The organism is Micromonospora sp. BL4 (genome assembly GCF_003667505.1).
Taxonomy (GTDB): Bacteria; Actinomycetota; Actinomycetes; order Mycobacteriales; family Micromonosporaceae; genus Micromonospora.
The window spans coordinates 1-24286 of sequence record NZ_RCVJ01000072.1; the positions used below are offsets into that span (position 1 = coordinate 1).

The 24286-nt window shown below is 73.6% G+C and carries 24 protein-coding genes; 16 read left to right on the plus strand and 8 right to left on the minus strand.

From position 1 onward, the window contains the following. The first annotated feature begins 31 nt into the window (after nt 1-31). The 5 genes from EAD89_RS05395 (at nt 32) to EAD89_RS05415 (ending at nt 7363) form a co-directional block, all read left to right on the plus strand. Nucleotides 32-1387 carry an aldehyde dehydrogenase gene (locus tag EAD89_RS05395; protein ID WP_121674952.1) on the plus strand — a complete coding sequence of 452 codons (1356 nt, stop codon included), beginning with the start codon at nt 32-34 and terminating at the stop codon, nt 1385-1387. Nucleotides 1388-1392: 5 nt separating this feature from the next. Beyond that, on the plus strand, nt 1393-2160 hold the full coding sequence (locus tag EAD89_RS05400) for a 3-oxoacyl-ACP reductase (RefSeq protein ID WP_121654602.1): 768 nt from the start codon (nt 1393-1395) through the stop codon (nt 2158-2160). Next, on the plus strand, nt 2157-2912 hold the full coding sequence (locus tag EAD89_RS05405; RefSeq protein WP_233578219.1) for a gamma-glutamyl-gamma-aminobutyrate hydrolase family protein: 756 nt from the start codon (nt 2157-2159) through the stop codon (nt 2910-2912). Before EAD89_RS05400 ends, EAD89_RS05405 begins: the two co-directional genes overlap by 4 nt. Before the next feature lie 47 nt (nt 2913-2959). Continuing rightward, nucleotides 2960-3511: a pyridoxamine 5'-phosphate oxidase family protein gene (locus EAD89_RS05410; RefSeq protein ID WP_121674953.1), complete on the plus strand. Its 552-nt coding sequence runs from the start codon at nt 2960-2962 to the stop codon at nt 3509-3511. A 192-nt stretch (nt 3512-3703) separates the two neighbouring features. Next, entirely contained in the window at nt 3704-7363 is a 3660-nt protein-coding gene (locus tag EAD89_RS05415) for a SpoIIE family protein phosphatase (RefSeq protein WP_121674954.1), read from the plus strand. Nucleotides 7364-7394: 31 nt separating this feature from the next. Here the strand turns inward: EAD89_RS05415 and EAD89_RS05420 are convergent, their stop codons facing one another. Next, entirely contained in the window at nt 7395-7709 is a 315-nt protein-coding gene (locus EAD89_RS05420) for an STAS domain-containing protein (protein ID WP_199723408.1), read from the minus strand. Between the two features lie 95 nt (nt 7710-7804). On the opposite strand from EAD89_RS05420, the gene map reads away from it, so the two are divergent. Next, nucleotides 7805-8662, plus strand: coding sequence for a type I methionyl aminopeptidase (gene map / locus EAD89_RS05425; protein ID WP_121674956.1), 858 nt, complete (start codon nt 7805-7807; stop codon nt 8660-8662). Then, the gene (locus tag EAD89_RS05430; RefSeq protein ID WP_121654596.1) at nt 8659-9372 is read left to right on the plus strand and encodes a VIT1/CCC1 transporter family protein; all 714 of its coding nucleotides are present in this window, start codon (nt 8659-8661) and stop codon (nt 9370-9372) included. The genes map and EAD89_RS05430 overlap by 4 nt, the downstream gene beginning before the upstream one ends. Before the next feature lie 6 nt (nt 9373-9378). On the opposite strand, the gene EAD89_RS05435 is transcribed toward EAD89_RS05430, so the two are convergent. The 7 genes from EAD89_RS05435 to EAD89_RS05465 form a co-directional block, all read right to left on the minus strand. After that, the gene (locus tag EAD89_RS05435) at nt 9379-10116 is read right to left on the minus strand and encodes a nucleotidyltransferase domain-containing protein (protein ID WP_121674957.1); all 738 of its coding nucleotides are present in this window, start codon (nt 10114-10116) and stop codon (nt 9379-9381) included. A gap of 210 nt (nt 10117-10326) precedes the next feature. Next, on the minus strand, nt 10327-10827 hold the full coding sequence (locus EAD89_RS05440) for a nitroreductase family deazaflavin-dependent oxidoreductase (protein WP_121654594.1): 501 nt from the start codon (nt 10825-10827) through the stop codon (nt 10327-10329). Between the two features lie 63 nt (nt 10828-10890). Continuing rightward, on the minus strand, nt 10891-13692 hold the full coding sequence (locus EAD89_RS05445) for an FtsX-like permease family protein (protein WP_233578220.1): 2802 nt from the start codon (nt 13690-13692) through the stop codon (nt 10891-10893). Beyond that, nucleotides 13689-14423, minus strand: a complete 735-nt coding sequence (locus tag EAD89_RS05450; protein WP_121674958.1) for an ABC transporter ATP-binding protein — start codon at nt 14421-14423, stop codon at nt 13689-13691. The genes EAD89_RS05445 and EAD89_RS05450 overlap by 4 nt, the downstream gene beginning before the upstream one ends. Further along, nucleotides 14420-15022 carry a PadR family transcriptional regulator gene (locus tag EAD89_RS05455; RefSeq protein WP_121654592.1) on the minus strand — a complete coding sequence of 201 codons (603 nt, stop codon included), beginning with the start codon at nt 15020-15022 and terminating at the stop codon, nt 14420-14422. The genes EAD89_RS05450 and EAD89_RS05455 overlap by 4 nt, the downstream gene beginning before the upstream one ends. 52 nt (nt 15023-15074) lie before the next feature. Next, nucleotides 15075-15512 (minus strand): ferritin-like domain-containing protein, encoded by a 438-nt coding sequence (locus EAD89_RS05460; RefSeq protein ID WP_121654591.1) that lies wholly within the window; start codon nt 15510-15512, stop codon nt 15075-15077. Next, nucleotides 15509-15946 (minus strand): hypothetical protein, encoded by a 438-nt coding sequence (locus tag EAD89_RS05465; protein ID WP_199733418.1) that lies wholly within the window; start codon nt 15944-15946, stop codon nt 15509-15511. The genes EAD89_RS05460 and EAD89_RS05465 overlap by 4 nt, the downstream gene beginning before the upstream one ends. 244 nt (nt 15947-16190) lie before the next feature. Between EAD89_RS05465 and rimP the strand changes: the two genes are divergently transcribed. The 9 genes from rimP (at nt 16191) to EAD89_RS05510 (ending at nt 24181) form a co-directional block, all read left to right on the plus strand. Next, the gene (gene rimP, locus EAD89_RS05470) at nt 16191-16877 is read left to right on the plus strand and encodes a ribosome maturation factor RimP (protein WP_121654590.1); all 687 of its coding nucleotides are present in this window, start codon (nt 16191-16193) and stop codon (nt 16875-16877) included. Next, nucleotides 16874-17917: a transcription termination factor NusA gene (gene nusA, locus EAD89_RS05475; RefSeq protein WP_121654589.1), complete on the plus strand. Its 1044-nt coding sequence runs from the start codon at nt 16874-16876 to the stop codon at nt 17915-17917. Before rimP ends, nusA begins: the two co-directional genes overlap by 4 nt. Before the next feature lie 16 nt (nt 17918-17933). Further along, complete coding sequence (locus tag EAD89_RS05480; RefSeq protein WP_121654588.1) at nt 17934-18266, plus strand: YlxR family protein; 333 nt, start codon at nt 17934-17936, stop codon at nt 18264-18266. A gap of 93 nt (nt 18267-18359) precedes the next feature. Beyond that, a complete protein-coding gene (gene infB, locus EAD89_RS05485; RefSeq protein ID WP_121674959.1) occupies nt 18360-21377 on the plus strand; it encodes a translation initiation factor IF-2 in 3018 nt (1005 codons plus the stop codon). A gap of 90 nt (nt 21378-21467) precedes the next feature. Next, a complete protein-coding gene (locus tag EAD89_RS05490; RefSeq protein WP_074317898.1) occupies nt 21468-21764 on the plus strand; it encodes a DUF503 domain-containing protein in 297 nt (98 codons plus the stop codon). Nucleotides 21765-21890: 126 nt separating this feature from the next. Continuing rightward, a complete protein-coding gene (gene rbfA / locus EAD89_RS05495) occupies nt 21891-22373 on the plus strand; it encodes a 30S ribosome-binding factor RbfA (RefSeq protein WP_121652601.1) in 483 nt (160 codons plus the stop codon). After that, the gene (locus EAD89_RS05500; protein ID WP_121652602.1) at nt 22370-23428 is read left to right on the plus strand and encodes a bifunctional oligoribonuclease/PAP phosphatase NrnA; all 1059 of its coding nucleotides are present in this window, start codon (nt 22370-22372) and stop codon (nt 23426-23428) included. The genes rbfA and EAD89_RS05500 overlap by 4 nt, the downstream gene beginning before the upstream one ends. A gap of 136 nt (nt 23429-23564) precedes the next feature. Continuing rightward, the gene (locus EAD89_RS05505) at nt 23565-23972 is read left to right on the plus strand and encodes a hypothetical protein (protein ID WP_121652603.1); all 408 of its coding nucleotides are present in this window, start codon (nt 23565-23567) and stop codon (nt 23970-23972) included. Beyond that, nucleotides 23972-24181 (plus strand): DUF6186 family protein, encoded by a 210-nt coding sequence (locus tag EAD89_RS05510; RefSeq protein ID WP_199723267.1) that lies wholly within the window; start codon nt 23972-23974, stop codon nt 24179-24181. Before EAD89_RS05505 ends, EAD89_RS05510 begins: the two co-directional genes overlap by 1 nt. Nucleotides 24182-24286 lie beyond the last annotated feature (105 nt).

The window sequence follows — 24286 nt, forward strand, 5'->3', positions numbered from 1 at the left end:
AGATGTGTATAAGGGACCGAGGGTGGGGCGCGTGACGCTCGTTGTGGATCCGGCTTCCGGGGTGGGGTTTCAGGACGTGCCCGGGGCCTCGGTGGACGAGGTTGATGCGGCGATCTCACGTGCCGCGACGGCTTTTGAGGCTTGGCGGGCCGTGGCGCCGGGGGAGCGGGCGCGGATGTTGCGGCGGTTCGCCGCGGTGGTCGACGCGCACCTGGACGAGCTGGCCACGCTGGAGGTCCGCAACTCCGGGCACACCATCGGCAACGCCCGCTGGGAAGCCGGCAACGTCCGGGACGTGCTGGACTACTACGCGGGCGCGCCGGAGCGGCTGACCGGGCGGCAAATCCCGGTGCCCGGCGGGCTGGACGTCACCTTCCACGAGCCGCTCGGCGTGGTCGGGGTGATCGTGCCGTGGAACTTCCCGATGCCGATCGCCGCCTGGGGGTTCGTCCCGGCCCTCGCCGCCGGCAATACTGTGGTGCTCAAACCCGCCGAACTGACCCCGCTCACCGCGCTGCGGCTGGCCGAGCTGGCCCGCGAAGCCGGCCTGCCCGACGACGTGTTCACCGTCGTACCGGGCGAGGGCGCCGTGGTGGGGGAGCGGTTCGTCAGCCACCCGGCGGTCCGCAAGATCTGCTTCACCGGCTCCACCGAGGTCGGCACCCGGATCATGGCCGGCTGCGCCGCCCAGGTGAAGCGGCTCACCCTGGAGCTGGGCGGCAAGAGCGCGAACATCGTGTTCGCCGACGCCGACCTGGAACGCGCCGCCGCGACCGCGCCCGGCGCGGTGTTCGACAACGCCGGCCAGGACTGCTGCGCCCGGTCGCGGATCCTGGTCCAGCGCCCGGTGTACGACCGTTTCCTGGAACTGCTCGAACCGGCGGTCCGTGCCGTGCGGGTGGAGGACCCGGCTCGGGACACCGCCGAGATGGGTCCGCTGATCTCCGCAGCCCAGCGGGACCGGGTCGCCGGCTACCTGACCGGGGCGAAGGTCGCCTTCACCGGCTCCTGCCCCGACGGACCCGGGTTCTGGCACGCGCCCACCGTGCTGCTGGCCGACTCGCCGGCCGACCGGCACTGGCGGGAGGAGATCTTCGGCCCGGTGGTCTCGGTGCTCCCCTTCGACGACGAGGCCGACGCGATCCGGCTCGCCAACGACACCGAGTACGGCCTCTCCGGCTCGATCTGGACCCGGGACGTCGGCCGGGCGCTCCGGCTCGCCCGCGCCGTCGACTCGGGAAACCTCAGCGTCAACTCGCACTCCTCGGTGCGCTACTGGACCCCGTTCGGCGGGATGAAGCGCTCCGGGCTGGGCCGGGAGCTCGGTCCGGACGCGCTGCACGCCTTCACCGATGTCAAGAACGTGTTCATCTCGACCGAGGAGTGACGCCAGTGCAGGGTCGGTTGCAGGACCGGGTGGCCGTGATCACCGGAGCGGGCAGCGGGATCGGGTTGGCCACCGTCCGACGGTTCGCCGCGGAGGGGGCCCGGGTGGTCTGCGTGGACATCGACGCGGCGGCCGGCGAGCGGGCCGCCGAGGAGTGCGGCGGCGAGTTCGTGGCCACCGACGTCGCCGACGAGTCGGCGGTACGTGACCTCTTCGACGGGGTGGTCGACCGGCACGGGCGGGTCGACATCGCGTTCAACAACGCCGGCATCTCTCCGCCGGACGACGACTCCATCCTGACCACCGGTCTGGACGCCTGGGAACGGGTGCTGCGGGTCAACACCACGAGCGTCTACCTCTGCTGCAAGTACGCCATCGGCCACATGCGCCGCCAGGGCAAGGGCTCGATCATCAACACGGCCTCGTTCGTGGCGCTGATGGGCGCGGCGACGTCGCAGATCGCGTACACCGCGAGCAAGGGCGGGGTGCTGGCGATGACGCGGGAGCTGGGCGTGCAGTTCGCCCGCGAGGGGATCCGGGTCAACGCGCTCTGCCCCGGCCCGGTGGCCACCCCGCTGTTGCTGGAACTCTTCGCCGCCGATCCGGAGCGGGCCGCCCGCCGGCTGGTGCACGTGCCGATGGGCCGGTTCGGGCAACCGGAGGAGATCGCCGCCGCGGTGGCGTTCCTGGCCAGCGACGACGCCTCGTTCATGACCGCCGCGCAGTTCGTGGTGGATGGGGGCATCACCGGCGCGTACGTCACGCCACTATGACCAGGCCGCTGATCGGGATCAGCGCGTACGTCGAGCCCGCCGACTGGGGCGTCTGGCGGGGCGTGCGGTCCGTGCTGGTGCCCGAGGCGTACGTGCGGGCGGTGACCGCCGCCGGCGGCCGGGCGGTGGTGCTGCCACCGGACGACGAGGACGGCGACGTGTTGGCCGTCCTGGACGGGCTGCTGCTGGCCGGTGGCGCCGATGTCGGCCCGGGGCGGTACGGCCAGCCGCCCGACCCCAGGACCGAGGACCGGCCCGACCGGGACGACGGCGAGTTGACCCTGCTGGCCACGGCGCTCGCCGCCGAACTGCCGGTGCTGGGCGTCTGCCGGGGGATGCAGCTGCTCGCCGTCGCGTACGGCGGAACCCTGCACCAGCACCTGCCGGACGTGGTCGGTCACGAGATCCACCGCCCGGCGCCCGGCGTCTACGGCGCGCATCCGGTGCGGTTCGCGCCGGGCAGCCTGGCGGCGACGGTGTTGGCCGGGGTCAACCAGGTCAACTCGTACCACCATCAGGCGGTCGCCGACCCCGGGCGGCTCGCCGTCAGCGGCTGGGCGGGGGACGGTGTGATCGAGGCGGTCGAGGACCCGGGTCGGCCGTTCGTGCTCGGCGTGCAGTGGCATCCGGAGAACGAGCCGGATCCCCGCCCGATCACCGCGCTGGTCCGGGCCGCCGCCGGCGACCGCCCAGGCGCGGCCGTCACCGCTCCCGACGACGCGGCGCGGTCGGTGGGATCCCGGGCGACGTGACGTACGTCGCACCCGCCGGGCGTCGTGGCCGGTGGGAGGATCGGCGCATGGGCAAGGTCTATCCGGAGATCGACGGTCGGTTGCGCGACTTCATCGCGGCCCAACCGGTCTTCTTCGTGGCCACCGCACCGTCAGGTGCCGAGGGGCACGTCAACATCTCACCGAAGGGCATGCGGGGCACCTTCGTGGTCCTCGGTCCGCACCGCGTGTCCTATCTGGACTACCACGGCAGCGGCGCGGAAACCCTCGCCCACCTGCGGGACAACGGCCGGATCACCCTGATGTTCTGCGCCTTCGACGGGCCGCCCAAGATCGTCCGGTTGCACGGCCGGGGCAGCAGCGTCGCGGTGACCGAGGAGACGTTCGCCGATCGGCTCGCCGAGTTCCCCGAGCCGCCGGACGTGCACGGCGTGCGGGCCGTGATCACCGTCGACGTGGAGCGGGTCAGCGACTCCTGCGGGTACGCGGTGCCGCTGATGGACTACCGCGCGGAACGCGACCTGTTGCTCAGCTCACACTCACGCCGTACCGCCGACGACCTGGTGACCTACCGGGCCACCAGGAACGCGGCGAGCATCGACGGGCTGCCCGTCTTCTGAGCCGCCGAGGCGCTCCCACCGGGGGCCGCCGCCACACCGTCTCGGCCGCACTGTCGGGTCGCCGACGGGTCGAGCGTGGGTAACCAGCGTCCGAGGGGCGTCATGCGTTACGTTGCTGCTCCGCTGGGGTACAGGTCCGGACACGGCACGCGGAGATCAACGGCCGAGGGCACGGCCGGAGCGGGAGGCTGTATGAGCTCGGCTCAGGGGGGCGCGGACGCGGAGGTTTCCTCCGCGGTCGGCGAGGAGCACCCCCCAATGCTGGCGGCCGCGTTCGCGGCGGGCGGGGAGTTGGGTGGGCGACTGAGCAGCCTCGACTGGTCCTCGACACCCGTGGGCGCCCCGGGCGGCTGGCCGCCGGCGCTCTCCAACGCGGTCGGCATGATGCTCGCCTCCAGTGCGCAGATCGTCATGTTCTGGGGTGACGACCAGCTCGCCTTCTACAACGACGCCTACCGCCCGACCATCGGCGCCAAGCACCCGGATGTGCTCGGTCAGCCGGCTGCGCGGCACTGGGCGGAGACCTGGGAGGTGCTCGGCCCCCTGCTGGAGGGCGTACGGCGCACCGGGCGGTCCTACCGCGGCGAGGACCACCCCTTCCTGCTGGACCGGCACGGCTTCCTCGAAGAGACCTACTTCGACGTCTCGTACGACCCGATCCGAGGCGCCGACGGGTCGGTCAGCGGCGTCTACTGCATCGTCAACGAGACCACCGGCCGGGTTCTCGGCGAGCGCCGGCTGCGGGCGCTGGCCGAGCTGGGCGCCGAGCTGGCCGAGGTGGGCAGCGCGGCCGAGCTCGGCCGGACCGCCGCCGAGGTGCTCGGCCGACACCGGGCGGACGTACCGTTCGCGCTGATCTACCTGGCCGACGACGCCGGCCGCTTCACCCTGGCCGGTTCCGTCGGCACCGGCCAGGGTGCCGTCGACGTGGACCCCGAGCTGCTCGCCCGGGTGACCACCGACGGCATGCCTGCGACGATCGACGTGGCCGGGCTGTTCGACCCGTGGCCGGCCGGCGCGGCGGACCAGGCGCTGGTGCTGCCCGTCACGGCGACGAACGAGCGGGTCGGCGCGCTCGTCGTCGGCGTGGCCCGCCGGCTGCCGCTCAACGACGAGTACCGGAACTTCCTCGACCTGGTCGCCGCTCAGGTCTCCCGGGCGGTGGGCAAGCAGCGGGCGTACGAGCAGGAGCGGGCCCGTGCCGCGGAGCTGGCCGCGCTGGACCGGGCGAAGACCAACTTCTTCGCCAACGTCAGCCACGAGTTCCGGACCCCACTGACGCTGGTGCTCGGCCCGCTGGAGGACCTGCTGGCCGACCCGGCGCTGCCCCCCGGGTACACCGACCGGCTCACCATGATGCACCGCAACGCGCTGCGCCTGCTCAAGCTGGTCAACACCGTGCTGGACTTCTCCCGGCTGGAGTCCGGTCGGCTGGCCGCCCGCTACCAGCCCACCGACCTGGCCGACTACACCGCCCGGCTGGCCAGCACCTTCCGCTCGGCCACCGATCGGGCCGGGCTGCGGCTGGTGGTGGACTGCCCGCCACTGCCGGCGCCGGTCTTCGTCGACCGGGACATGTGGGAGAAGATCGTCCTCAACCTGGCGTCGAACGCGGTCAAGTTCACCTTCGACGGCGAGATCCGGGTCCGGATCCGTGCCGTGGACGGCGCCGCCCGGCTGGAGGTGAGCGACACCGGCGTGGGGATCGTGCCGGCCGAGCTGCCTCACGTCTTCGAGCGGTTCCACCGGGTTCCGGGGGTGCGCGCCCGCACCCACGAGGGCACCGGGATCGGCCTGGCGCTGGTCCGGGAGCTGGTCGAGATGCACGGCGGCGAGGTCGGGTTGACCAGCCGGGTCGACGAGGGCAGCACCTTCACGGTGACCATCCCGTTCGGATCGGCGCATCTGCCCACCGACCGGGTCGCGGCGTCCAGCCCCCTGCCGGAGGGCGAGCCCGACCAGGCCCGGCTCTACGTGGCCGAGACCGCGTTGTGGACCGGCGCCGAGCCGGCGCCGGAGTTCGCCGCCCGGCCGGCGGGGGTCGCCCCGGCCGGGCGCATCCTGGTCGTCGACGACAACGCGGACCTGCGCGAGCACGTCACCCGGCTGCTCACCCCGACCTGGGAGGTGGTCACCGCCAGCGATGGGCTGGCGGCCCTGCCACTGGCCCGCGAGGGCGGGTTCGACCTGGTGCTCACCGACGTGATGATGCCCCGGCTGGACGGGTTCGGGCTGGTCGGCGCGCTCCGCGCGGACCCCCGTACCCGGCATGTGCCGATCGTGCTGCTCTCCGCCCGGGCCGGTTCCGCGGAGGCGGTGGCCGGGCTCTCCGTCGGCGCCGACGACTACCTCATCAAGCCCTTCTCCGGCCAGGAGCTGGTCGCCCGGGTCCGGGCCAACGTCGAGCTGGGCCAGCTACGCGGGCAGATCATCCGCCGGCTGCGGGCACTGGCCGACGCGGCCGTCGCGGTGAACACCGCCCGGTCCACCGCCGACGTGCTCCAGGTCGCCGCCCGGCACGCGCTCAACCTCGCCGAGGCCGCCCGGGTGGTGGTCACCGCCACGGGAGCCCGGTCCGAGGCGGACGCCGGCGGTGTCACCGCCGCCGACCCGTCCTTCGTGACCGAGCTGACCGGCACCACCGGTGAGCAGCTCGGCGAGTTGCGGGTCTGGCGGCCGCCCGGCGACGACGCGCAGGCCGACGAGGCCGCTCTCACCCAGCTCGCCCGGCTGGTCGGGGTGCGGCTGGAGAACGCCCAGCTCTACGAGGCCGAGCACCGGATCGCCACCACCCTGCAGCACAGCCTGCTGCCCCGATCACTGCCGCAGCTGCCCGGCGCGGTGGTGGCCAGCCGCTACCTGCCCGGCAGCGCCGACGTCGAGGTCGGCGGCGACTGGTACGACGTGATCGCGTTGGAGGGCGAGGAGCTGGTGCTGGTCATCGGTGACGTGGTCGGCAAGGGCGTCCCGGCCGCCGCGGCGATGGGGCAGCTCCGCAACGCGCTGCGGGCGTACGTGCTGGAGGGCTACGACCCGGCCGAGTCGCTGACCCGGCTCAACCGGTTGGTCGAGTCCACCGAGGGCCGGTCCTTCGCGACCGTCGTCTGCCTGCTGTTCAGCCCGCGTACCGGCCGGCTGCGGTACGCCAGCGCCGGTCACCCGTCCCCGCTGCTGATCCGAGGCGGCGACGTGGCGTTCCTGCACGACCGCGCGCTCGGTCCGCCGGTCGGCGCCATCCCCGGCACGACGTACCAGGTCGTCGAGGGGGAACTGCCCGCCGGCGGCCGGCTGCTGCTCTACACCGACGGGTTGATCGAGGACCGCCAGCTCGGCATCGACGCCGCGCTGGCCCAGCTGCGCACCGACGCGGCCAACCTGGGCGAGCACGTGGAGGACCTGATCGACGCGGTGGTCGAGCGCGTCGTCGGGCGACCCCGCCGTGACGACGTGGCGGTGCTCGCCCTGGAGGCGGCCGAGCTGAACCGTTTCGAGCTGCGGCTGCCGGCGGACGCGACCCGGCTGAGCGTGCTGCGCAAGCGCCTGGAGGATTTCCTGGTCGCGCACGGGGTTGGCGAGACGGACCTGTTCGACCTGACCGTGGCGGTCTCCGAGGCCGCCGCGAACGCCATCGAGCACCCCGTCCAACCCACCACGCCGATGATCAGCGTCGAGGTGGCCATCGAGGACCGCACGGTGACCGCCACGGTGCGCGACAGCGGGCAGTGGCGGGAACCGACCGGCGCCGGGTTCCGCGGGCGGGGGCTGACCTTGATCAAGGCGTTGGGTGACCTGTCGGTGCGGCGTACCGACGAGGGCACCGAAGTGACGCTGCGTCGGCAGTTGCAGGCCTGAGGGAGCGACGGAGGGTGTGGCGCGCGGTCGTTCAGGCCGGGCTCAGCCAGCTCTGCTCGCCCAGGCCGGAGATGTCCAGCACCCGGCGGACCTGCCGGGACGGCAGCACGGTGAGCGCGCCGGGAAACTGCTGGGCGAGCCGGACCAGGGCGTGGATGGCGGCGGAGTCGAAGAAGGTGACCGCCGTCAGGTCGAGGGTGATGCGCTCGGAGGGCTCCCGCAGGGCGGTCTGGAGCATGGTGTCGGCGGTGGCCATGTCGACCTCACCGGCGACAACCACCTGGAGGTGATCACCGTCGATCTCCGCGCTGGCGGAGAAGACGGGTGGTGCTCCCCCTTGATCCACGCAGACACCATGGCACAGCCGACCTGGCACGGCAACAACCGGTCCGGAGCGGCGGTGGCGCGGGTCACCAGCGGGTCCGGCGATAGGCTTGTGGCATGACCGTCCGTCCGCCGCTGACCCCAGGCACGCTCTCCCCGATGCGACCGGTGCCGGCCCACATTCCCCGACCGGAGTACGTGGGCAAGAAGCGCCCTCAGGAGTGGCGCGGCTCGCACGTGCAGACGCCGGAGACCATCGAGAAGATGCGGATCGCCAGCCGGCTGGCCGCCCAGGCGACCCAGCTCGCCGGTGAGCACTGCAAGCCGGGCGTGACCACCGACGAGATCGACCGGGTGGTGCACGAGTTCCTCTGCGACCACGACGCGTATCCGTCGACGCTCGGCTACCGGGGCTTCCCCAAGTCCTGCTGCACCAGCCTCAACGAGGTCGTCTGCCACGGCATTCCGGACTCCACCGTCCTGAAGGACGGCGACATCATCAACGTCGACGTGACCGCGTACATCGGTGGGGTGCACGGCGACACCGACGCCACGTTCTGCGTCGGCGAGGTCAGCGAGGAGGCCCGGCTGCTGGTCGAGCGGACCCACGAGGCGATGATGCGCGGCATCCGCGCGGTCGCCCCGGGCCGGCAGATCAACGTGGTGGGCCGGGTCATCGAGTCGTACGCCAAGCGGTTCGGCTACGGGGTGGTCCGTGACTTCACCGGTCACGGGATCGGCGAGTCCTTCCACAGCGGGCTCTACGTGCCGCACTACGACAGCCCACGGCCCACCGACATCATGGAGCCGGGGATGACGTTCACCATCGAGCCGATGATCACGCTGGGCACCTACCAGTACGACATGTGGGACGACGGGTGGACCGTGGTCACCAAGGACCGAAAGTGGACGGCGCAGTTCGAGCACACCATCGTGGTGACAGACGACGGCCACGAGATCCTGACCCTGCCATGACCGACACCCCAGCGGCGTTGCGCGAGGCGCACCACGCGGACGTCTCCGGCGGCTGGCTGCGCCCGGCCGTCTTCGGCGCGATGGACGGGCTGGTCACCAACATCGCCCTGATCGCCGGGGTCGGCGGCGGCGGGGTCTCGCCGCGCAGCATCGTGCTCACCGGCTCCGCCGGTCTGGTGGCCGGCGCGATCTCGATGGGGCTCGGCGAGTACACCAGCGTCCGCTCGGCCAACGAGCAGGTCGCCGCCGAGGTGGCCAAGGAGCGGCGGGAGCTGGAGCGGCACCCCGAGGCGGAGGCCCGCGAGCTGGCCGACGCGTGGGTGGCCCGCGGCCTGCCGCGGGACCTGGCCACCCAGGTCGCGGAGGCGGTGCGGCGCGACCCGGAGGAGGCGCTGCGGGTGCACGTCCGCGAGGAGTTGGGCGTCGACCCCGACGACCAGCCCAGCCCGTGGACGGCCGCGATCTCCTCGTTCCTGTTCTTCTCGGTGGGCGCGCTGGTGCCGCTGCTGACGTACCTGTTCGGCGCCACCGAGCTCTGGCTGGCGCTCGCCGTCGGCGGGCTCGGGCTGTTCGGCGCCGGAGCGGTGGTGGCCCGGTTCACCAACCGGCCCTGGTGGACCAGCGGCCTGCGCCAGCTGCTGCTGGGCGCCGCGGCGGCCGCCGCCACCTACCTGATCGGTTCGCTGATCGGCGTGCAGGGCGGGCTGTGACGCCGGTCAGGCGGTCAGCAGCTCGTCGACCGTGCCGTCGACCGGGCGGCCGCGGGCGCTGAGCTCCTCGGCCTGCCGGGCCAGCACCATCCCCACCTCGGTCATGTCCGCGCCGGCCAGCCCCGTGCGGCGCACCGCGTCCCCCGGGTCGCGAAAGTAGGTGCGGCTCAGCAGCCCCGTCACCGTGGCCGCGGCCAGCCGTGCCTCGCCGAGCATCAGCAGCGCCTGGTCCGTCTCGTACCACTCGGCCAACCGGGCGGCCCGGGCGTGCGCCGCGCTGCCCCGGTACCAGGCCTGCCGGGCAGCGGTGCTGAACTCCGCCGGCCGGGCCCGGGCCAGTCGACCGAGGTGCTCGTCGCGCAGCGTCGGCAGCCAGCCCGTCGGGTCGTGCAGAGCCCGCGTGGTGACGTACCGGTCGGCGGTCAGCGGCCACAGGGGGGAGAGCACCCGGGCCTGCCCGAGGTAGTCGTCCGCGGCGGCCACGGTCAGGTCGACCAGCACCCCGTCCACCCGCCGGGTCGCCGGTGCCGGGCCGGTGCCCGGTCGGTAGGTGACCACCAGCATCCCCACCTCACGGTCCCCGCCGCCGTCGTCGTCGCCGTGCGCCAGCGGGCCGTGCACCGCGACGGCGAGCACGTCGGCCGGAAAGCGCCGCCGGGCCGCCTCGGCGACCTGCTCCGCCACCGTCCACCGTCGATCGTCGCGGGCCCGGTCGACACCGGTCAGTTCGCTGCTCGCGCTCACGGGATCACCCGCGTTCGCGACTGCGGGGCTCGCCACACCGGCTCACTCCTCGCGCTCACCGGGCCACCTGTGTTCGCGACTGCGGGGCTCGCCACACCGGCTCACTCCTCGCGCTCACCGGGCCACCTGTGTTCGCGACTGCGGGGCTCGCAACACCGGCTCACTCCTCGCGCTCACCGGACCCCCCTCGCCTTGCGACTGACGGCCAGCCTAGCCAGCCGGTGGCGGGCCGGCGGGCGCGCCGCGCCCGGTCGGCACCAGCCGGAAGATGCGAATCTCCCGGCCGCCGGCCCGCTGCACGTACGTGCGGTACGCCGGCCACTCGGTCACCAGGAGCTGCCACAGCCGGTCCCGTTCGGCGCCGCTGGCGGGCTCGGCCCGTACCGGCACGCGGCGACCCTTCACGTCCACCTCGGCGGCCGGCTCGGCGAGCAGGTTCATCGCCCAGCCGGGCTGGTGGGTCTGCCCCCAGTTGGAGCCGATCACGACGTACGCGTCGCCGTCGGGCACATAGAGCAGGGGATTGCTGCGCGGCTTGCCGGAGCGGCGGCCGGTGGTCGTGATCACCAGGGACGGGATCAGGCCCAGCGCGACCACCCGGCCCCGGGTGAGTCGGCCGACGATCCGGTCGGCGGGCACCAGCAGGCGGGCGGCGGCGCCGAACCAGCGGTGGTGACCGACTCGACGGGTGAGGCTTCCCAGCACTGACACGCCGACAGTCTGCCGGCTGCCGCGCCCCGGCGGCACCCCCGAATGCCCGCCGGGGCGCGCTGGTCAGTCCAGCCGCCGCTCGATCGGCAGCCGGGCGCGGGTGAACAGGCCCGCGCCCAGCATCGCCACGACCGGCACCAGCACCAGGACGCCGAGCGCGGGCCACGGCACCAGGAACGGGTACGGCTCGCGCACCGGCCAGGCGGTGGCGTACTGGCGGTTGACCGAGAGCAGCACGATCGCGGCGGTGCCCAGCCCGGCCACGATGCCGAGCACCGAGCCGAGGCCGGCGATGATCCCGGCCTGGCAGATCGCCAGCATCCGGCGTACCGCCGGGGCGGCGCCGACCGCCGCGAGGGTGGACAGTTCGGCGCGCCCCTCGGCGGCGGCGAGCGCCGTGGCTATGCCGGCCGCCCCGACCGTGATCAAACCGGCCGCCGCCGCGAGCAACAGGAGCAGCGGTGAGTTGTCGGGTGGCGCGGCTCCCTGCTCCACGCTCAACGAGAATGTCCCGAAGGCCTGGAGGGCGGCGGTGAAGCGCTCCTGCCGGTGCGCGTCCGGCGGGCTCGGCGTGCCGATCACCCAGCCGCTCGGCGACCAGCTCAGGCCGAGGTGTCGAGCCGCGGCGGGGGACAGCAGCAGGCTGGGCTGGCCGACCGCAGCGCTCAGCGCGTACGAGCGCAGCTCGCCGGTGGTGGCGACCGGCCCGTCCGACCCACCCTGCACCCTGTTGATCCGCACGGTCACCCGGCCGTCGTGCAGATAGCGTGGGTCGGTCACCACGGCGCCCCCGGCGCGCAGCACCGCGGTGGCGGCGGCGATCTCCGCCGGATCCGCGCCGATGAGGAGTGGCAGCGCGCTGCCGTCGTCCACCAGCGTCTGGACGTAACCGCCGTAGTAGTCCCCGCCCGGGGCCACGCAACGCGGGTCCGCCCGGGCCTGCCGCCGCTCCGCCTCGGAGAGGCCGTCCGCGGGTCGCCAGGGGCAGGCCCGCTCCGGTGGCAGCTCCGGCTCGACGTAGCAGTAGCCGCCGGGCGTGGCCGGTGGTTCGCATGCCGCGGCCTGTAGCGGGGCCACCGCGTCGGCGTCCAGCTGCGCCCGGGCCGCCGCGCTGACCTGGGCCAGCGTCGGCCCGGGGTCGCGGGGCGGCTCGGAAGGGCTGACCAGCACGTGACCGGTCGGCAGCATCGGCTGGTAGGCGCGCGCGTCACGGGCCCCGTCGCTGGCCAGGTATCCGCCGAGCGCGACGCTGCTGGCCACCGCCGCCATCACGGCGCAGATGGCCGGCGCGGCGGCGGCCCGGTTGCGGCTGGCGTCACGCAGCGCGATCCGGGGCGCCAGCGGCAGCACCCGGCCGAGGCGGGCGAGCGCGCCGATGAGAGTGGGCGTGCAGCAGACCAGGCCGAGTTCGCCGAGGATCAGGCCGGTCAGGATCACCGCCGGTGAGGTCTGGGTGGCCCCGAGCGCGGCGAGCGCCGCCCCACCGACCACCAGCGTCAGGCCGAGGACCAGCCACCGTGCCCGGGGCGGGGGCGGAGTGCGTCGCCCGGCGAGCCCGGCGAGGACGTCCTGCCGGGAGGCGGTCCAGGCCGGTGCGAGCGCGGCGAGCACCCCGGCCAGCACCGCGACCCCACCCAGCAGGACCAGCGCCGACGGCCAGCAGCGGTACCCGCCGAAGCGCGCGCCGAAGACGTACTGCTCGACCAGCGGGCGGCCGGCGAACGCGGCGCCCACGCCGAGCAGCAGGCCGGCGGCGGCGCCCAGCACGCCCAGCACCACGCCGTCGGCGAGCACGACCCGACGAAGCTGGGCGGCGTCCCCTCCGGCCACCGCCACCAGCGCGAGGTCACGTCGCCGGCGGCGGACCCCGACCGCGAAGGCCGGCCCGACCAGCAGTACGACCTCCAGCAGCCCGAGGCCGGCGATCAGCACGCTGGTGCTCAGGTCGGCGGCGTCGGCCGGACCGACGAGCCCGAGCCAGCGCCGGGACGGCTCCGCCGCCGGGCCGCCGGGGTGGCGCGGCGCGACCAGTACGCCGCGCTCGTTGAGCCGGGACACCAGTGCCGCGTCGACGGAGCCGGGCACGTCCACCAGCCAGGTGCTGTTCGGCTCCGGATCGGTGCGCGGCACGGCGGCGGGGTGCAGCGCCACCACCGGGCCGAGATCGTCGGGGAATTCGACCACCCCGACCACGGTGTACGCCCTGGTCCCGTCGGCGGTGGCCAGGGCGGCGCCGAGGTGCAGGTCCAGGCGGCGGAGCGCCGCCGGGCTCACCGCGACCTCGCCGGGTTGCCGTGGCGCCTGTCCGGCCTGGAATCGCACCAGCCCGCGGGCCAACGGGTCGGTGAGGTCGAGCACCCGTCCCTGCACGTTCTCGTCGCGTTCGGGCCCGTGCACGGCCAGCGGGATCGGCGCGCGCACCTCGGTGACCCGGCTTCCGGAGTGGAGCAGCGCGGTCACCTCGGCGGCGCTCGTCGGCCGCCGGCCCGATGCGTCGTCCCCCTCCCGGGGATACCAGGTGTCACCCCACTCGTCCTGCCCGATCGGGGTGTCGGCGATCCAGCGGAGCTCCGCGTCGGCGATACCGAGCCGGCGGTCGATCCGCTCCTGCGGGGTCAGCTCGGCCATGTCGTAGCTCGCCGCCAGGAAGGTCAGCACCAGCACCGGCAGGGCGATCATCGCGAGCACCAGGACGGTTCGCCGGCGCGCCCGGCGCGATTCTCGCCGGGCGATCCGCAACGCCGCCCGCCAGGAGCCGATCAGCTCGGCCGTCCGCCGCCGGCGCGGCGGGACGGGTGGCGCGACTGGCGGGGCCGCCGGGACATCGGCGCGGCCGGGGGGCCGCAGCGCCCGGCGGATGGTCACCGGTCGCTGCCGGACAGCAGTTGCTCGACGCTGCCCAGCGGCGCCGTCGTGTCGACGAGAACCCCGTCGCGCAGGAACACCACCCGGTCGGCCCAGCCGGCGTGCCGCGCCTCATGGGTGACCAGTACGCCGGCAGCCCCCGCGTCGACCCGGCGGCGCAGCAGGTGCAGCACGGCCTCGCCGGTCTGCGAGTCCAACGCCCCCGTCGGCTCGTCGGCGAGCACCAGGCGTCGTTCGCCGACCAGGGCCCGGGCGATGGCCACCCGCTGTTGCTGGCCACCGGAGAGCTGGTCGGGGAAGCGGTCGCCCAGGGCTGGCAGGCCCACCTCGGCCAGCGCGGCCAGTGCCGCCGCGCGGGCCCGGCGCCCGCCGGTGCCGTCGAGCTCCAGCGGGAGGGCGACGTTTTCCACGGCGCTGAGGCTGCCCAGCAGGTTGAGCTGCTGGAAGATGTAACCGATACGGCGGCGGCGCAGTTGGGCCAGCCCTCGGCGGTCCAGGGCCCCCAACGGTTGTCCCTCGACCCGGACCTCGCCGTCGGTCGGGCGGTCCAGCCCACCGGCGAGGGCCAGCAGCGTCGATTTGCCGGAACCGGACGGACCCATCACGGCGACCAGCTCACCCGGCCGGACGACCAGGCTGACGCCGCGCAGGGCGTGCACCGCCGCGGGGCCGGACCCGTGGGTGCGGTGGACGGCGCGTAGCTCCAGCACCGCGTCGTCCGCTCCGCTCACCGTCGCGCCTCCTCGTCGGCCCACCGCGCCGCGTCGGACGCGTCCGCGTCGCCCGGTCTGGGCGCGGGCGGCCCGGGGGGCGCGGGTTGGTGCCGCACCAGACTGGTCTCGCAGTGGTCCAGCCAGCGCACCTCCGCCTCGGCCTGGAACACCATCGAGTCCAGCACCAGCCGCCAGGGCAGGTCCTCCGGCCGGTTGCTGCCGTACTTCAACCGGGTCAACTCCTGCAACGCCCGCATCGTCGCGCTGCGCTGGGCTTGCACCACCGAGCGGACGTCCACGCCGGGGGTGGTCAGGGCCAGCGCCAGCTTGATGGCCAGCTCGTCACGCGGGCGGTCGGTACGGCTGACCGGGGTGGCGAACCACAGCGCCAGGTCCGCCCGGCCGGCGTCGGTGATCTCGTACGGGCGTTGCCCGGCCTCGCTCTCCGGCAGCGGGCGCACCAGACCGTCGCGTTCCAGACGGGACAGCGTGGTGTAGACCTGCCCGATGTTCAGCGGCCAGGTCGAGCCGGTCGACTCCTCGAACGCGGCGCGCAGCTGGTAGCCGTACATCTGGCCGCGTTCGAGCAGGGCGAGCAACCCGTGACGGATGGACATGGCAACGGAGTATGCATACCTGGTATGCGCTCCGCAACCGCAGCGAACCCGTTCAGGTCGGGCGGCCGGGAAACGCGACAGTCGGCGGGGTGAGCCCGGCGGTCTTTCGCCACTTCGTGGCGCGCACGGCGTAGTCGACCAGGGCGGCCAGCGCCTGGTCCCGGTCGGCGCCGGTGGTGGAGGCCAGCGCGGCCCGCCAGTGCGCCGCGGTGCGCTCCTCCACCTCCACGGCCAGGCGCAGCGCGCTCGCCCGGTCGGTGACCGGGAACGGCAGCGCGTAGCCGGCCCGGTCCGGTGGCACGGTGCTGGCGGCGGTGCTGAGCTGGACCACCAGCGCGTCGCGCCGGCGTCGGTGCGCGGCTTCGGCCTGGTGCGCGGCGTCCCGGGCCGCCCCGTTGAGGCGGACGCCGATCCGCCCGTAGGCGTAGATGGCCGCGTACTCGGCGGACAGGGCGGCGGCCAGCGCCTCCCCGGCGGACGGCTGTCTCACTTCAGTGCCTCCTGGTGGGTGGCCCGGGCGGCGACGATCGACCCGAGCAGCGCCGCCCGTTCCGCCGGGGCCGAGGCGCAGGCGACGGTGGCGGAGCGCTGGCCGGTCTTCTCCAGCGTCCGCAGGGCGGCCAGCGCGCCGGCCGGCTCGGTCGCCGGGGCGTCGGTCGGGTCCGCGGCGGGCACCGACGGCAACGCGACGCCGATCACCCGGGCCAGTTCGGTGGCGTGCGCGGTGTGCGCCTCGGCGATCGGGCCGAGCCGGTCGGCCAGCTCCGGGTGCGCTGCGGCGCTGGCCCGGTGCGCCGCGGCCAGCCCGAGTGACTCGTCCACCATCGGCCGCAGCGGGTCCGGTGGCGGCGCCGGCTCGTCGTCACGGTCGAAAAGATCACAGCCGGTCAGCGGCGTCGCCGCGCCGCCGAGCGCCAGCAGCATCCCGGCACGTAGGAGCTTTCGCCGGGAATGCCCGGATGCCTGGTCGCGCTGTGTCGTTCTGCCGATCCCCACCGGGCAAGTCAACACCATCCGCGCCGCTCCGGGGGCCACTGACGTCGGTGCGCCGCCCGGTCCGCCGACGGGCCGGCGCGTTACGCTCTGCGCAGCCACCGGCGCGTCCGCTCCGGTGGCGTGCCGGCATGGCGGGACGAGCGGGACCGTCGACCAGGGAAAGGGTGCGGAGATGACGCAGCGTGGCCGTGCCACCAGGTCGACAGGCCGACCCCGCGACGGCGCAGGTCCCCGCGGTGGTGATCTCGCCGCGCGGCGTACCCGGTTGCGGGCTGTGATCGAGCCGGTGGTCAACGGCGTCGGCTACGACCTGGAGGACCTGTCGGTCTCCCGGGCCGGCCGGCGGCACGTGGTGCGGGTGATCGTGGACGCCGACGGCGGGATCGACCTGGACGCCGTCGCGGACGTCTCCCGCGCTGTCTCGGCCGCGCTGGACGAAGCCGAGGAGACCGGCGGCGACATCGTCGCCGGGGAGTACCAGCTGGAGGTCAGCTCGCCGGGCGTCGACCGGCCGCTCACCCTTGCCCGGCACTGGCGGCGCAACGTGGGGCGGCTGGTCAAGGTCACCGTCCGGGGCGCGGCCGCGCTGCCCGGCCAGCGCGGCGAGCAGCCCGCCGGGGACCGTCAGCTGACCGGCCGGGTGGTCGCCGCCGACGACGAGGGCGTGCAGCTGGAGACCGACGACGGCCGCGCCACCTGGGCGTACGCCCAGCTGGGGCCGGGTCGGGTGCAGGTCGAGTTCACCAGGCTCGCCGAGCTGGGCGAGCCGGACGAGCTCGACGACGCGGACGAGACCGACGACATCGACGATTCAGACGACATCGACGACGAAGATGATGTGGAGGACGAGGAGAGGTGAACATCGACCTCGCGGCGCTGCGCGCACTCGAGCGCGAGCGGGAGATCCCGTTCGACACGATTCTCGCGGCGATCGAGACCGCGTTGCTGACCGCCTACCGGCACACCGACGGCGCCGAGCCGCACGCCCGGGTGGAGATCGACCGCAAGTCCGGCGCCGCCCTGGTGTACGCGCAGGAGATGGACGAGGACGGCACCCTGGTGCGGGAGTGGGACGACACCCCGCACGACTTCGGCCGGATCGCCGCCATGACCGCCAAGCAGGTGATCCTCCAGCGTCTGCGCGAGGCTACCGACGAGGTGCACTTCGGCGAGTACGTCGGCCGTGAGGGCGACCTGGTCACCGGTGTGGTGCAGGCGCACGAGACGCGCACCGAGAAGGGCATCGTCAGCGTCGACCTGGGCAAGCTGGAGGGCGTGCTGCCGCAGTCCGAGCAGGTGCCCGGCGAGCGGTACGCCCACGGCGAGCGGGTCCGCTGCGTGGTGGTGCACGTGGCCAAGGGCATGCGCGGGCCGCAGATCACCCTGTCCCGGTCGCACCCGGCGCTGGTCAAGAAGCTGTTCGCGCTGGAGGTGCCGGAGATCGCCGACGGCACGGTGGAGATCGGCGCGATCGCCCGTGAGGCAGGTCACCGTACGAAGATCGCCGTACGCTCCACCACCCCCGGGGTGAACGCCAAGGGCGCCTGCATCGGCCCGATGGGCCAGCGGGTGCGCGCGGTGATGAGCGAGCTGCACGGTGAGAAGATCGACATTATCGACTGGTCGGACGACCCGGCCACCTTCGTCGGCAACGCGTTGTCGCCGGCCAAGGCGCTGCGCGTCGAGGTGGTGGATCTTGCCGCCCGGGCCGCCCGGGTGACCGTTCCGGACTTCCAGCTCTCTCTCGCCATCGGGCGGGAGGGGCAGAATGCCCGCCTCGCGGCCCGATTGACCGGTTGGCGGATCGACATCCGGTCCGACGCGGAGCAGACCAGCCCGGCCGTGCGCGGGTCAGCTGATCACGTGCCGGAACCGGGCGGCGCGATCTCGGGCAGCTAGGGGTAGACTTCCTCCAGTGGTACGACGCGCGCAGCCGGAGCGCACCTGTGTGGGTTGCCGGCAACGTGCGCCGGCCAGCGAATTGCTGCGGATCGTCGCGATCGGGGACGAGGCTGGTTACAGTCTCCGGCCCGATCCGCTCCGCAGGCTGCCGGGTCGGGGAGCGAACATGCACCCGGATCCGGCCTGCTTCGCGCTGGCGGTGCGGCGCCGCGCCTTCGGGCGTGCGCTGCGCATCACCGAGGTCCTCGACCACGGTGAGCTGGCGGAGCACGTCGATGCGCCAACCACTACGTCCGGTCAGCCCGACCGGGCGAGGGTCGCTAGCAGGGTAGGACGACCGACATGAGCACACGATGAAGTCCCTGAAATGACCAGGCTTCAAGTGCACGAGTGAGGTCGCTGCGGGTGCTGCCCGCACGACCTCGGAGTGAGGAGTGCAGTGGCAGGCAAGGCCCGCGTTCACGAGCTTGCAAAAGAGCTCGGGGTCGAGAGTAAGACCGTTCTCGCCAAGCTGAAGGAAATGGGCGAGTTCGTGAAGTCCGCGTCCAGCACCGTCGAGGCGCCCGTCGCCCGGCGGCTGCGTAACGCATTCGTCGCGTCCGCCGGTGCTCCGGCGCCGGCCGCCCCGTCGGCGCCCGCGCCGACGCCGGCTTCGACCCCGACGCCATCCCCGACCCCGGGCGCGCCCCGGGTCTCGGCCAAGCCGATGCCGCCTCGGCGGCCGGCCGCGCCGGCCCCGGGTCCGAAGCCGAAGGGTCCGGTGCCTGGTGCGCCGCAGCCGGCGGCCCCGGCCCCGGTCGCCAAGCCGGCGAGTGCCCACGACATCGAGGTGGCGGCCGCGGAGGCGCGTGCCGCCGCGCTGAAGGCCGAGCAGGAGGCCGCGGTCAAGGCCGCGCAGGCCGCTCGCCAGCAGCAGCGGGACAACGTCCGCCGGGAGCCTCCGGCAGACGGCAACCGTCCCGGCCCCGGCCCTCGGCCGGGTCCCGCGGCCATGCCGCCCCGTCCCGGTTCCCCGGCAGCTCGTCCGAGCACGCCGGCGCCGGGTCCTGGCGCCCGACCGGGCGGTCGTCCGCCGGCGCGCGGCGCCGGTAACAACCCGTTCGGCATCCAGGGTGGCCAGCAGCGGCCGCCGGCCGCGGGCGCGGGTGGCCCCCGGCCCAACACGCCGGCGGGCATGCCGCCGCGGCCGAGCCCGAACTCCATGCCGCCGCGGCCGAGCCCGGCGTCCATGCCGAGCCAGCGTCCGGCTGCCGGTCGCCCCGGCCCCGGTGGTGGCGCGGGTCGTCCCGGTGGTGGCGCAGGTCGTCCCGGCGGCGGTGGCGGTGGCTTCCGTGGCGGTCCCGGCGGCGGTGCGGGTGGCGGCGGCGGTTACCGCGGCGGCCCCGGTGGCGGCGCGGGTGCCGGCGGTGGCGGTGGCTACCGTGGCGGTCCCGGCGGCGGCGGTGGTGCTCCCGGTGGCGGTTTCCGTCCGGGTGCTCCGGCCGGTGGCGGCGGTCGTCCGGGTGCGGGCGGTCGTGGCCGTGGCGGTGGCGCCGCGGGTGCCTTCGGGCGTCCGGGTGGCCGGCCGACGCGCGGTCGCAAGTCCAAGAAGCAGCGCAGACAGGAGTTCGACAACCTGTCGGCTCCGACCATGAGCTCGGGTGCTCCCCGGGGTCAGGGTCAGGTCGTCCGGCTCTCCCGTGGCGCCTCGCTGTCGGACTTCGCCGACAAGATCAACGCCAACCCGGGTTCGCTGGTCCAGGAGATGTTCAACCTGGGCGAGATGGTCACCGCGACCCAGTCCTGCTCTGACGACACCCTGCAGCTGCTGGGTGAGCACCTCGGATTCGACATCCAGATCGTCAGCCCGGAGGACGAGGACCGCGAGCTGCTCGCGCAGTTCAACATCGACCTCGACGCGGAGGTGGCCGAGGAGCGTCTGGTCAGCCGTGCGCCGGTCGTGACCGTCATGGGTCACGTCGACCACGGTAAGACCAAGCTGCTCGACGCCATCCGCAAGGCGAACGTCGTGGCCGGCGAGGCGGGTGGCATCACCCAGCACATCGGTGCCTACCAGGTCCACGTGCCGCACGACGGCCTGGACCGCGCGGTGACCTTCATCGACACCCCGGGTCACGAGGCGTTCACCGCCATGCGTGCTCGTGGTGCCCAGGTGACGGACATCGTGATCCTGGTGGTCGCGGCCGACGACGGCGTGATGCCGCAGACGATCGAGGCGTTGAACCACGCCAAGGCGGCTGACGTGCCGATCGTGGTCGCGGTCAACAAGGTCGACAAGCCGGAGGCCAACCCGGACAAGGTTCGCCAGCAGCTGACCGAGTACGGCCTGGTCGCCGAGGAGTACGGCGGCGAGACCATGTTCGTCAACGTGGCCGCGAAGCCGGGCATCGGCATCGAGGAGCTGCTCGAGGCTGTCCTGCTGACCGCCGACGCGTCGCTGGAGCTGACCGCTCCGATCGACGGGCCGGCGCAGGGTGTGGCCATCGAGGCGCACCTGGACAAGGGCCGCGGTGCGGTGGCGACGGTGCTGGTGCAGAAGGGCACCCTGCGGGCGGGCGACTCGATCGTCGCCGGTGGGGCGCACGGCCGGGTCCGGGCCATGCTCGACGAGAACGGCAACCAGGTCTCCGAGGCCGGGCCGGCGCGTCCGGTCATGGTCCTGGGTCTGACCGCGCCGCCCGGCGCGGGTGACACGTTCCTCGCCGCGGCGGACGACCGTACGGTGCGGCAGATCGCCGAGCAGCGCCAGGCGCGGCGGCGGGCGGCGGCATTCGCCAACTCCCGTGGTCGGGCCACCCTCGAGACGCTCATGGAGCAGCTCAAGGAGGGCGAGAAGACTGCGCTCAACCTCATCCTCAAGGGCGATGGCTCCGGTTCGGTGGAGGCCCTGGAGGACGCGCTGTTCAACCTCGACATTCCCGAGGAGGTCCAGCTCAAGGTCCTCGACCGGGGCGTCGGCGCGATCACCGAGAGCAACGTCATGCTCGCGAGCGCCTCGTCCGAGCCGGTCACGATCATCGGCTTCAACGTGCGGGCCTCGAACAAGGTCCGCGAGATGGCCGACCGCGAGGGCGTGGAGATCCGGTACTACACCGTCATCTACCAGGCCATCGAGGAGATCGAGGCGGCGCTCAAGGGCCTGCTCAAGCCGGAGTACGAGGAGGTCGAGCTGGGCAGCGCGGAGATCCGCGACGTCTTCCGCTCGTCCAAGATCGGCAACATCTCCGGTTGTATCGTCCGGTCCGGTGTCATCCGGCGCAACGCGAAGGCGCGCCTGCTTCGGGACGGGACGGTCGTGGCGGACAACCTCACGATCAGCTCCCTGAAGCGGTTCAAGGACGACGCCACGGAGGTCCGCGAGGGCTTCGAGTGTGGTCTGACCCTGGGTGGTTACAACAACGTCCAGGTCGGCGACATCATCGAGACCTTCGAGATGCGGGAGAAGGTTCGCGCCTGATCCGGCGGTGACACGCTGATCAAGGGGTTTACGCCGTTCGGCGTAAACCCCTTGATCATGCGGGGCGGGTTGGCGGTATCGTCCGGGGCGATGTTCACCGGAACCGCGGTCTTCGACCTGCTGCTGCCGGGCGACTCCCGGTCGCTCAAAGCCAAGAGATCATATGTACGGCCGATCGTGGCGGCGCTGCGCCGCTTCGAGGTCTCGGCCGCCGAGGTGGGCGCGCTCGACCTGCACGGGCGGGCGCAGATAGCGGTGGCCGTGGTGGCCGCCGAGGCGGCGCACGTCCGCGAGGTGCTGGATTCCTGCGAGCGCCTGGTGGCCGGTCGCCCCGAGGCCGAGCTGCTGTCGGTCCGGCGCCGGTTGTACGGCGCGGAGGACGACTGACCAGGGTGCCGGCGGTGCTCGCCGACCCGGCCGGTCGCGAAGGTAATGTTCGAGATGTTGGCCGGTCGGCCGGCGGCCCGCGGGTCGCCGCGTCGGCCGGGAGCAGGACGCCGTGGAGGTGGCGAGATGTCTGATCCGGCCAAGGTACGCCGGCACGCGGAACGGGTGCGTGAGCTGGTCGCGTCGGTGGTGCGGAGCCAGATCAAGGACCCGCGGCTCGGCATGATCACCATCACCGACGCCCGGATCACGGCTGACCTGCGCGACGCGACGGTCTTCTACACCGTGCTCGGTGACGCGGTGGCCCAGGCGGACACGGCGGCGGCGCTGGAGAGCGCCAAGGGTCTGCTGCGCAGCACCGTCGGCAAGGCGCTCGGGCTGCGGCACTCGCCGACGCTCACCTTCGTCCTGGACGACGTGCAGGACCAGGTCAAGCACATCGACGACCTGCTCGCCGCGGCCCGCAACGCGGACGCCGAGGTGCAGCGGCTCGCCGCGCAGGCCGAGTACGCGGGTGAGGCGCAGCCGTACCGGGTCGACGAGGAGTCGGACGAGACCGACGAGGGCGCCGAGGTCCCGGAGAACCCCCGGGGTGAGGAAGCGCGGTGACCGGCAACGCCGGTCCCCAACTCGCCACGGCCGTCGGTGCCGGCCCCACCCAGGCGGACTGGGCGGCGGCCGAGGCGCTGGTGCGCGGCCTCGCGCCGACCGGCCGGGTGCTGCTGATCTGTCACGTCAACCCGGACGGCGACGCGCTGGGCAGCATGCTCGGCTTCGGTCTGGGCCTGCGTCAGCTCGGCGTACGCCACCTGCAGGCGACCTTTCCCGGGCCGCCGGAGGTGCCCGAGCCGTTCCGGGGGATGCCCGGGCTGGACCTGCTGGTTCCGGCCAGTGCCGCGGATCCCGACCCGGACCTGGTGATCTGTTTCGACGCGGCGAGCGAGTCGCGCCTCGGTGAGCTGGTCGGACGCCTGTCGTCCGCGCCCGCCGCGCTGGTGCTCGACCACCATGCCTCGAACACCGGCTTCGGCACGGTCAACCTGGTGGACCCGGCGGCGGCGGCGACCTCGGTGGTGGCCGATCAGCTGCTGGGCCGGCTCGGTGTGCCGCTGGACCCGGCCATCGCGGAGTGCCTCTACGTGGCACTGACCACGGACACGGGCTCGTTCCGGTTCGAGGCGACCACCCCGGCGGTGCACCAGTTGGCCGCCCGGCTGCTGGCCACCGGCATCTCACCGGGTGACATCTCCCGGCGGGTCTTCGACACCCGTCCCTTCGGCGCGGTCCGGCTCTTCGGCGAGGTGCTGGGCCGGGCCCGGCTGGAGCCGGCGGAGGCGGACGGTCGGGGCCTGGTGTGGACCTTCGCCACCCTGGACGACCTGGCCCGGCACGACCAGCGACCCTACGTGTTGGAAGCGTTGATCGACTCGGTGCGGTGCACCGCCGAGGCGGACGTGAGCTGCGTGCTGAAGCAGACCAGGCCTGCCGAGTGGGCCGTCTCGATGCGCAGCAAGGGCGCGGTCGACGTCAGCCGGGTGGCGGTCGCGCTGGGCGGTGGCGGTCACAAGTTCGCGGCCGGGTTCACCGGTCGGGGCGCCGTCGAGCAGGTGGTCGAGGCGATCCGCGGCCAGCTGGACGCGGCGCTGATCCGCCCCGGCGGCTGACCGGCCCCCGCGTCGTCGTACGGCCCGGAACCGGTGCGGAACGCCGGCCGCCACCGCCCTGCGGTGGGGGAGATCAGGGTCAACTCCGGGGAGTGTTGGTCTTCCCGCGTTCGGTGAGACCGGGAAGAATTGCGGGATGGAGCAGCCGCACGACCTCACCGTGGAGGCCCCCCGTGCCTGGGATCGGCCTGCCGTCTCCGTACCGGTCCTCGTCTGTCTGTCGCTCGTCGGTGGCCGGTTCGCGTCCTTCTCGACCGAGGCCAACCTGTACACCCTGGGCACCGGCGGGGTGCTGATCTGGCTCGGTCTGAGCAACCGGGTGGCCCGCCGCCCGGCGCCGCGCCGGCTGGGCGCGGGCGCGGCCTGGTGGGCGCTGCCAGTGGTCGTCTTCGGGGTCTTCGAAGGTGTCACCTTCGTGCTGGCGGTGGGCGACGACTTCCCCACCTTCTCCCGGCTGGCCGATCCCCTCCTGGAGGATCATCTGACCCGGTCGGCGGCCTGGTTCGCCTGGCTGGCCGCGTTCTGGGGGTTGGTGCGGCGATGATGCGGGCGCTCGCGATCGGCGGCTTCCTCACCGCACTGGCCCTGTTCGGCGTGGTCGAGTGGTTGGCCCGGCGGGAGGGTTCCCGGATCCCCACCCTGGGCGAGGTCTGCGCGTACGTGATGCGCTACGAGGTCGGCCCGGTGCCGGTGGGCCGGATCGGTCTGTTCGGCTTCTGGTGGTGGCTGGGCTGGCACTTTCTGGCCCGCTGAACTGGGTCGTAGCCCGTCCAGATGGCGGGAACCGTGAGCAGTATGTGGACCTGAACGATAGCTTGGGAGACGGCCGGCACCGGTTGCGGTGCAGGTCGCGGGTGG

What these genes read in the sequence shown, in the direction of transcription:
- EAD89_RS05405 (WP_233578219.1), top strand. Translation starts at nt 2,157, where the DNA reads ATGACCAGGCCGCTGATCGGGATCAGCGCGTACGTCGAGCCCGCCGAC.
- EAD89_RS05410 (WP_121674953.1), top strand. Translation starts at nt 2,960, where the DNA reads ATGGGCAAGGTCTATCCGGAGATCGACGGTCGGTTGCGCGACTTCATC.
- EAD89_RS05415 (WP_121674954.1), top strand. Translation starts at nt 3,704, where the DNA reads ATGAGCTCGGCTCAGGGGGGCGCGGACGCGGAGGTTTCCTCCGCGGTC.
- map (WP_121674956.1), top strand. Translation starts at nt 7,805, where the DNA reads ATGACCGTCCGTCCGCCGCTGACCCCAGGCACGCTCTCCCCGATGCGA.
- EAD89_RS05430 (WP_121654596.1), top strand. Translation starts at nt 8,659, where the DNA reads ATGACCGACACCCCAGCGGCGTTGCGCGAGGCGCACCACGCGGACGTC.
- EAD89_RS05455 (WP_121654592.1), bottom strand. Translation starts at nt 15,022, where the DNA reads ATGTCCATCCGTCACGGGTTGCTCGCCCTGCTCGAACGCGGCCAGATG.
- EAD89_RS05465 (WP_199733418.1), bottom strand. Translation starts at nt 15,946, where the DNA reads ATGCTGCTGGCGCTCGGCGGCGCGGCGACGCCGCTGACCGGCTGTGAT.
- rimP (WP_121654590.1), top strand. Translation starts at nt 16,191, where the DNA reads ATGACGCAGCGTGGCCGTGCCACCAGGTCGACAGGCCGACCCCGCGAC.
- EAD89_RS05490 (WP_074317898.1), top strand. Translation starts at nt 21,468, where the DNA reads ATGTTCACCGGAACCGCGGTCTTCGACCTGCTGCTGCCGGGCGACTCC.
- rbfA (WP_121652601.1), top strand. Translation starts at nt 21,891, where the DNA reads ATGTCTGATCCGGCCAAGGTACGCCGGCACGCGGAACGGGTGCGTGAG.
- EAD89_RS05505 (WP_121652603.1), top strand. Translation starts at nt 23,565, where the DNA reads ATGGAGCAGCCGCACGACCTCACCGTGGAGGCCCCCCGTGCCTGGGAT.
- EAD89_RS05510 (WP_199723267.1), top strand. Translation starts at nt 23,972, where the DNA reads ATGCGGGCGCTCGCGATCGGCGGCTTCCTCACCGCACTGGCCCTGTTC.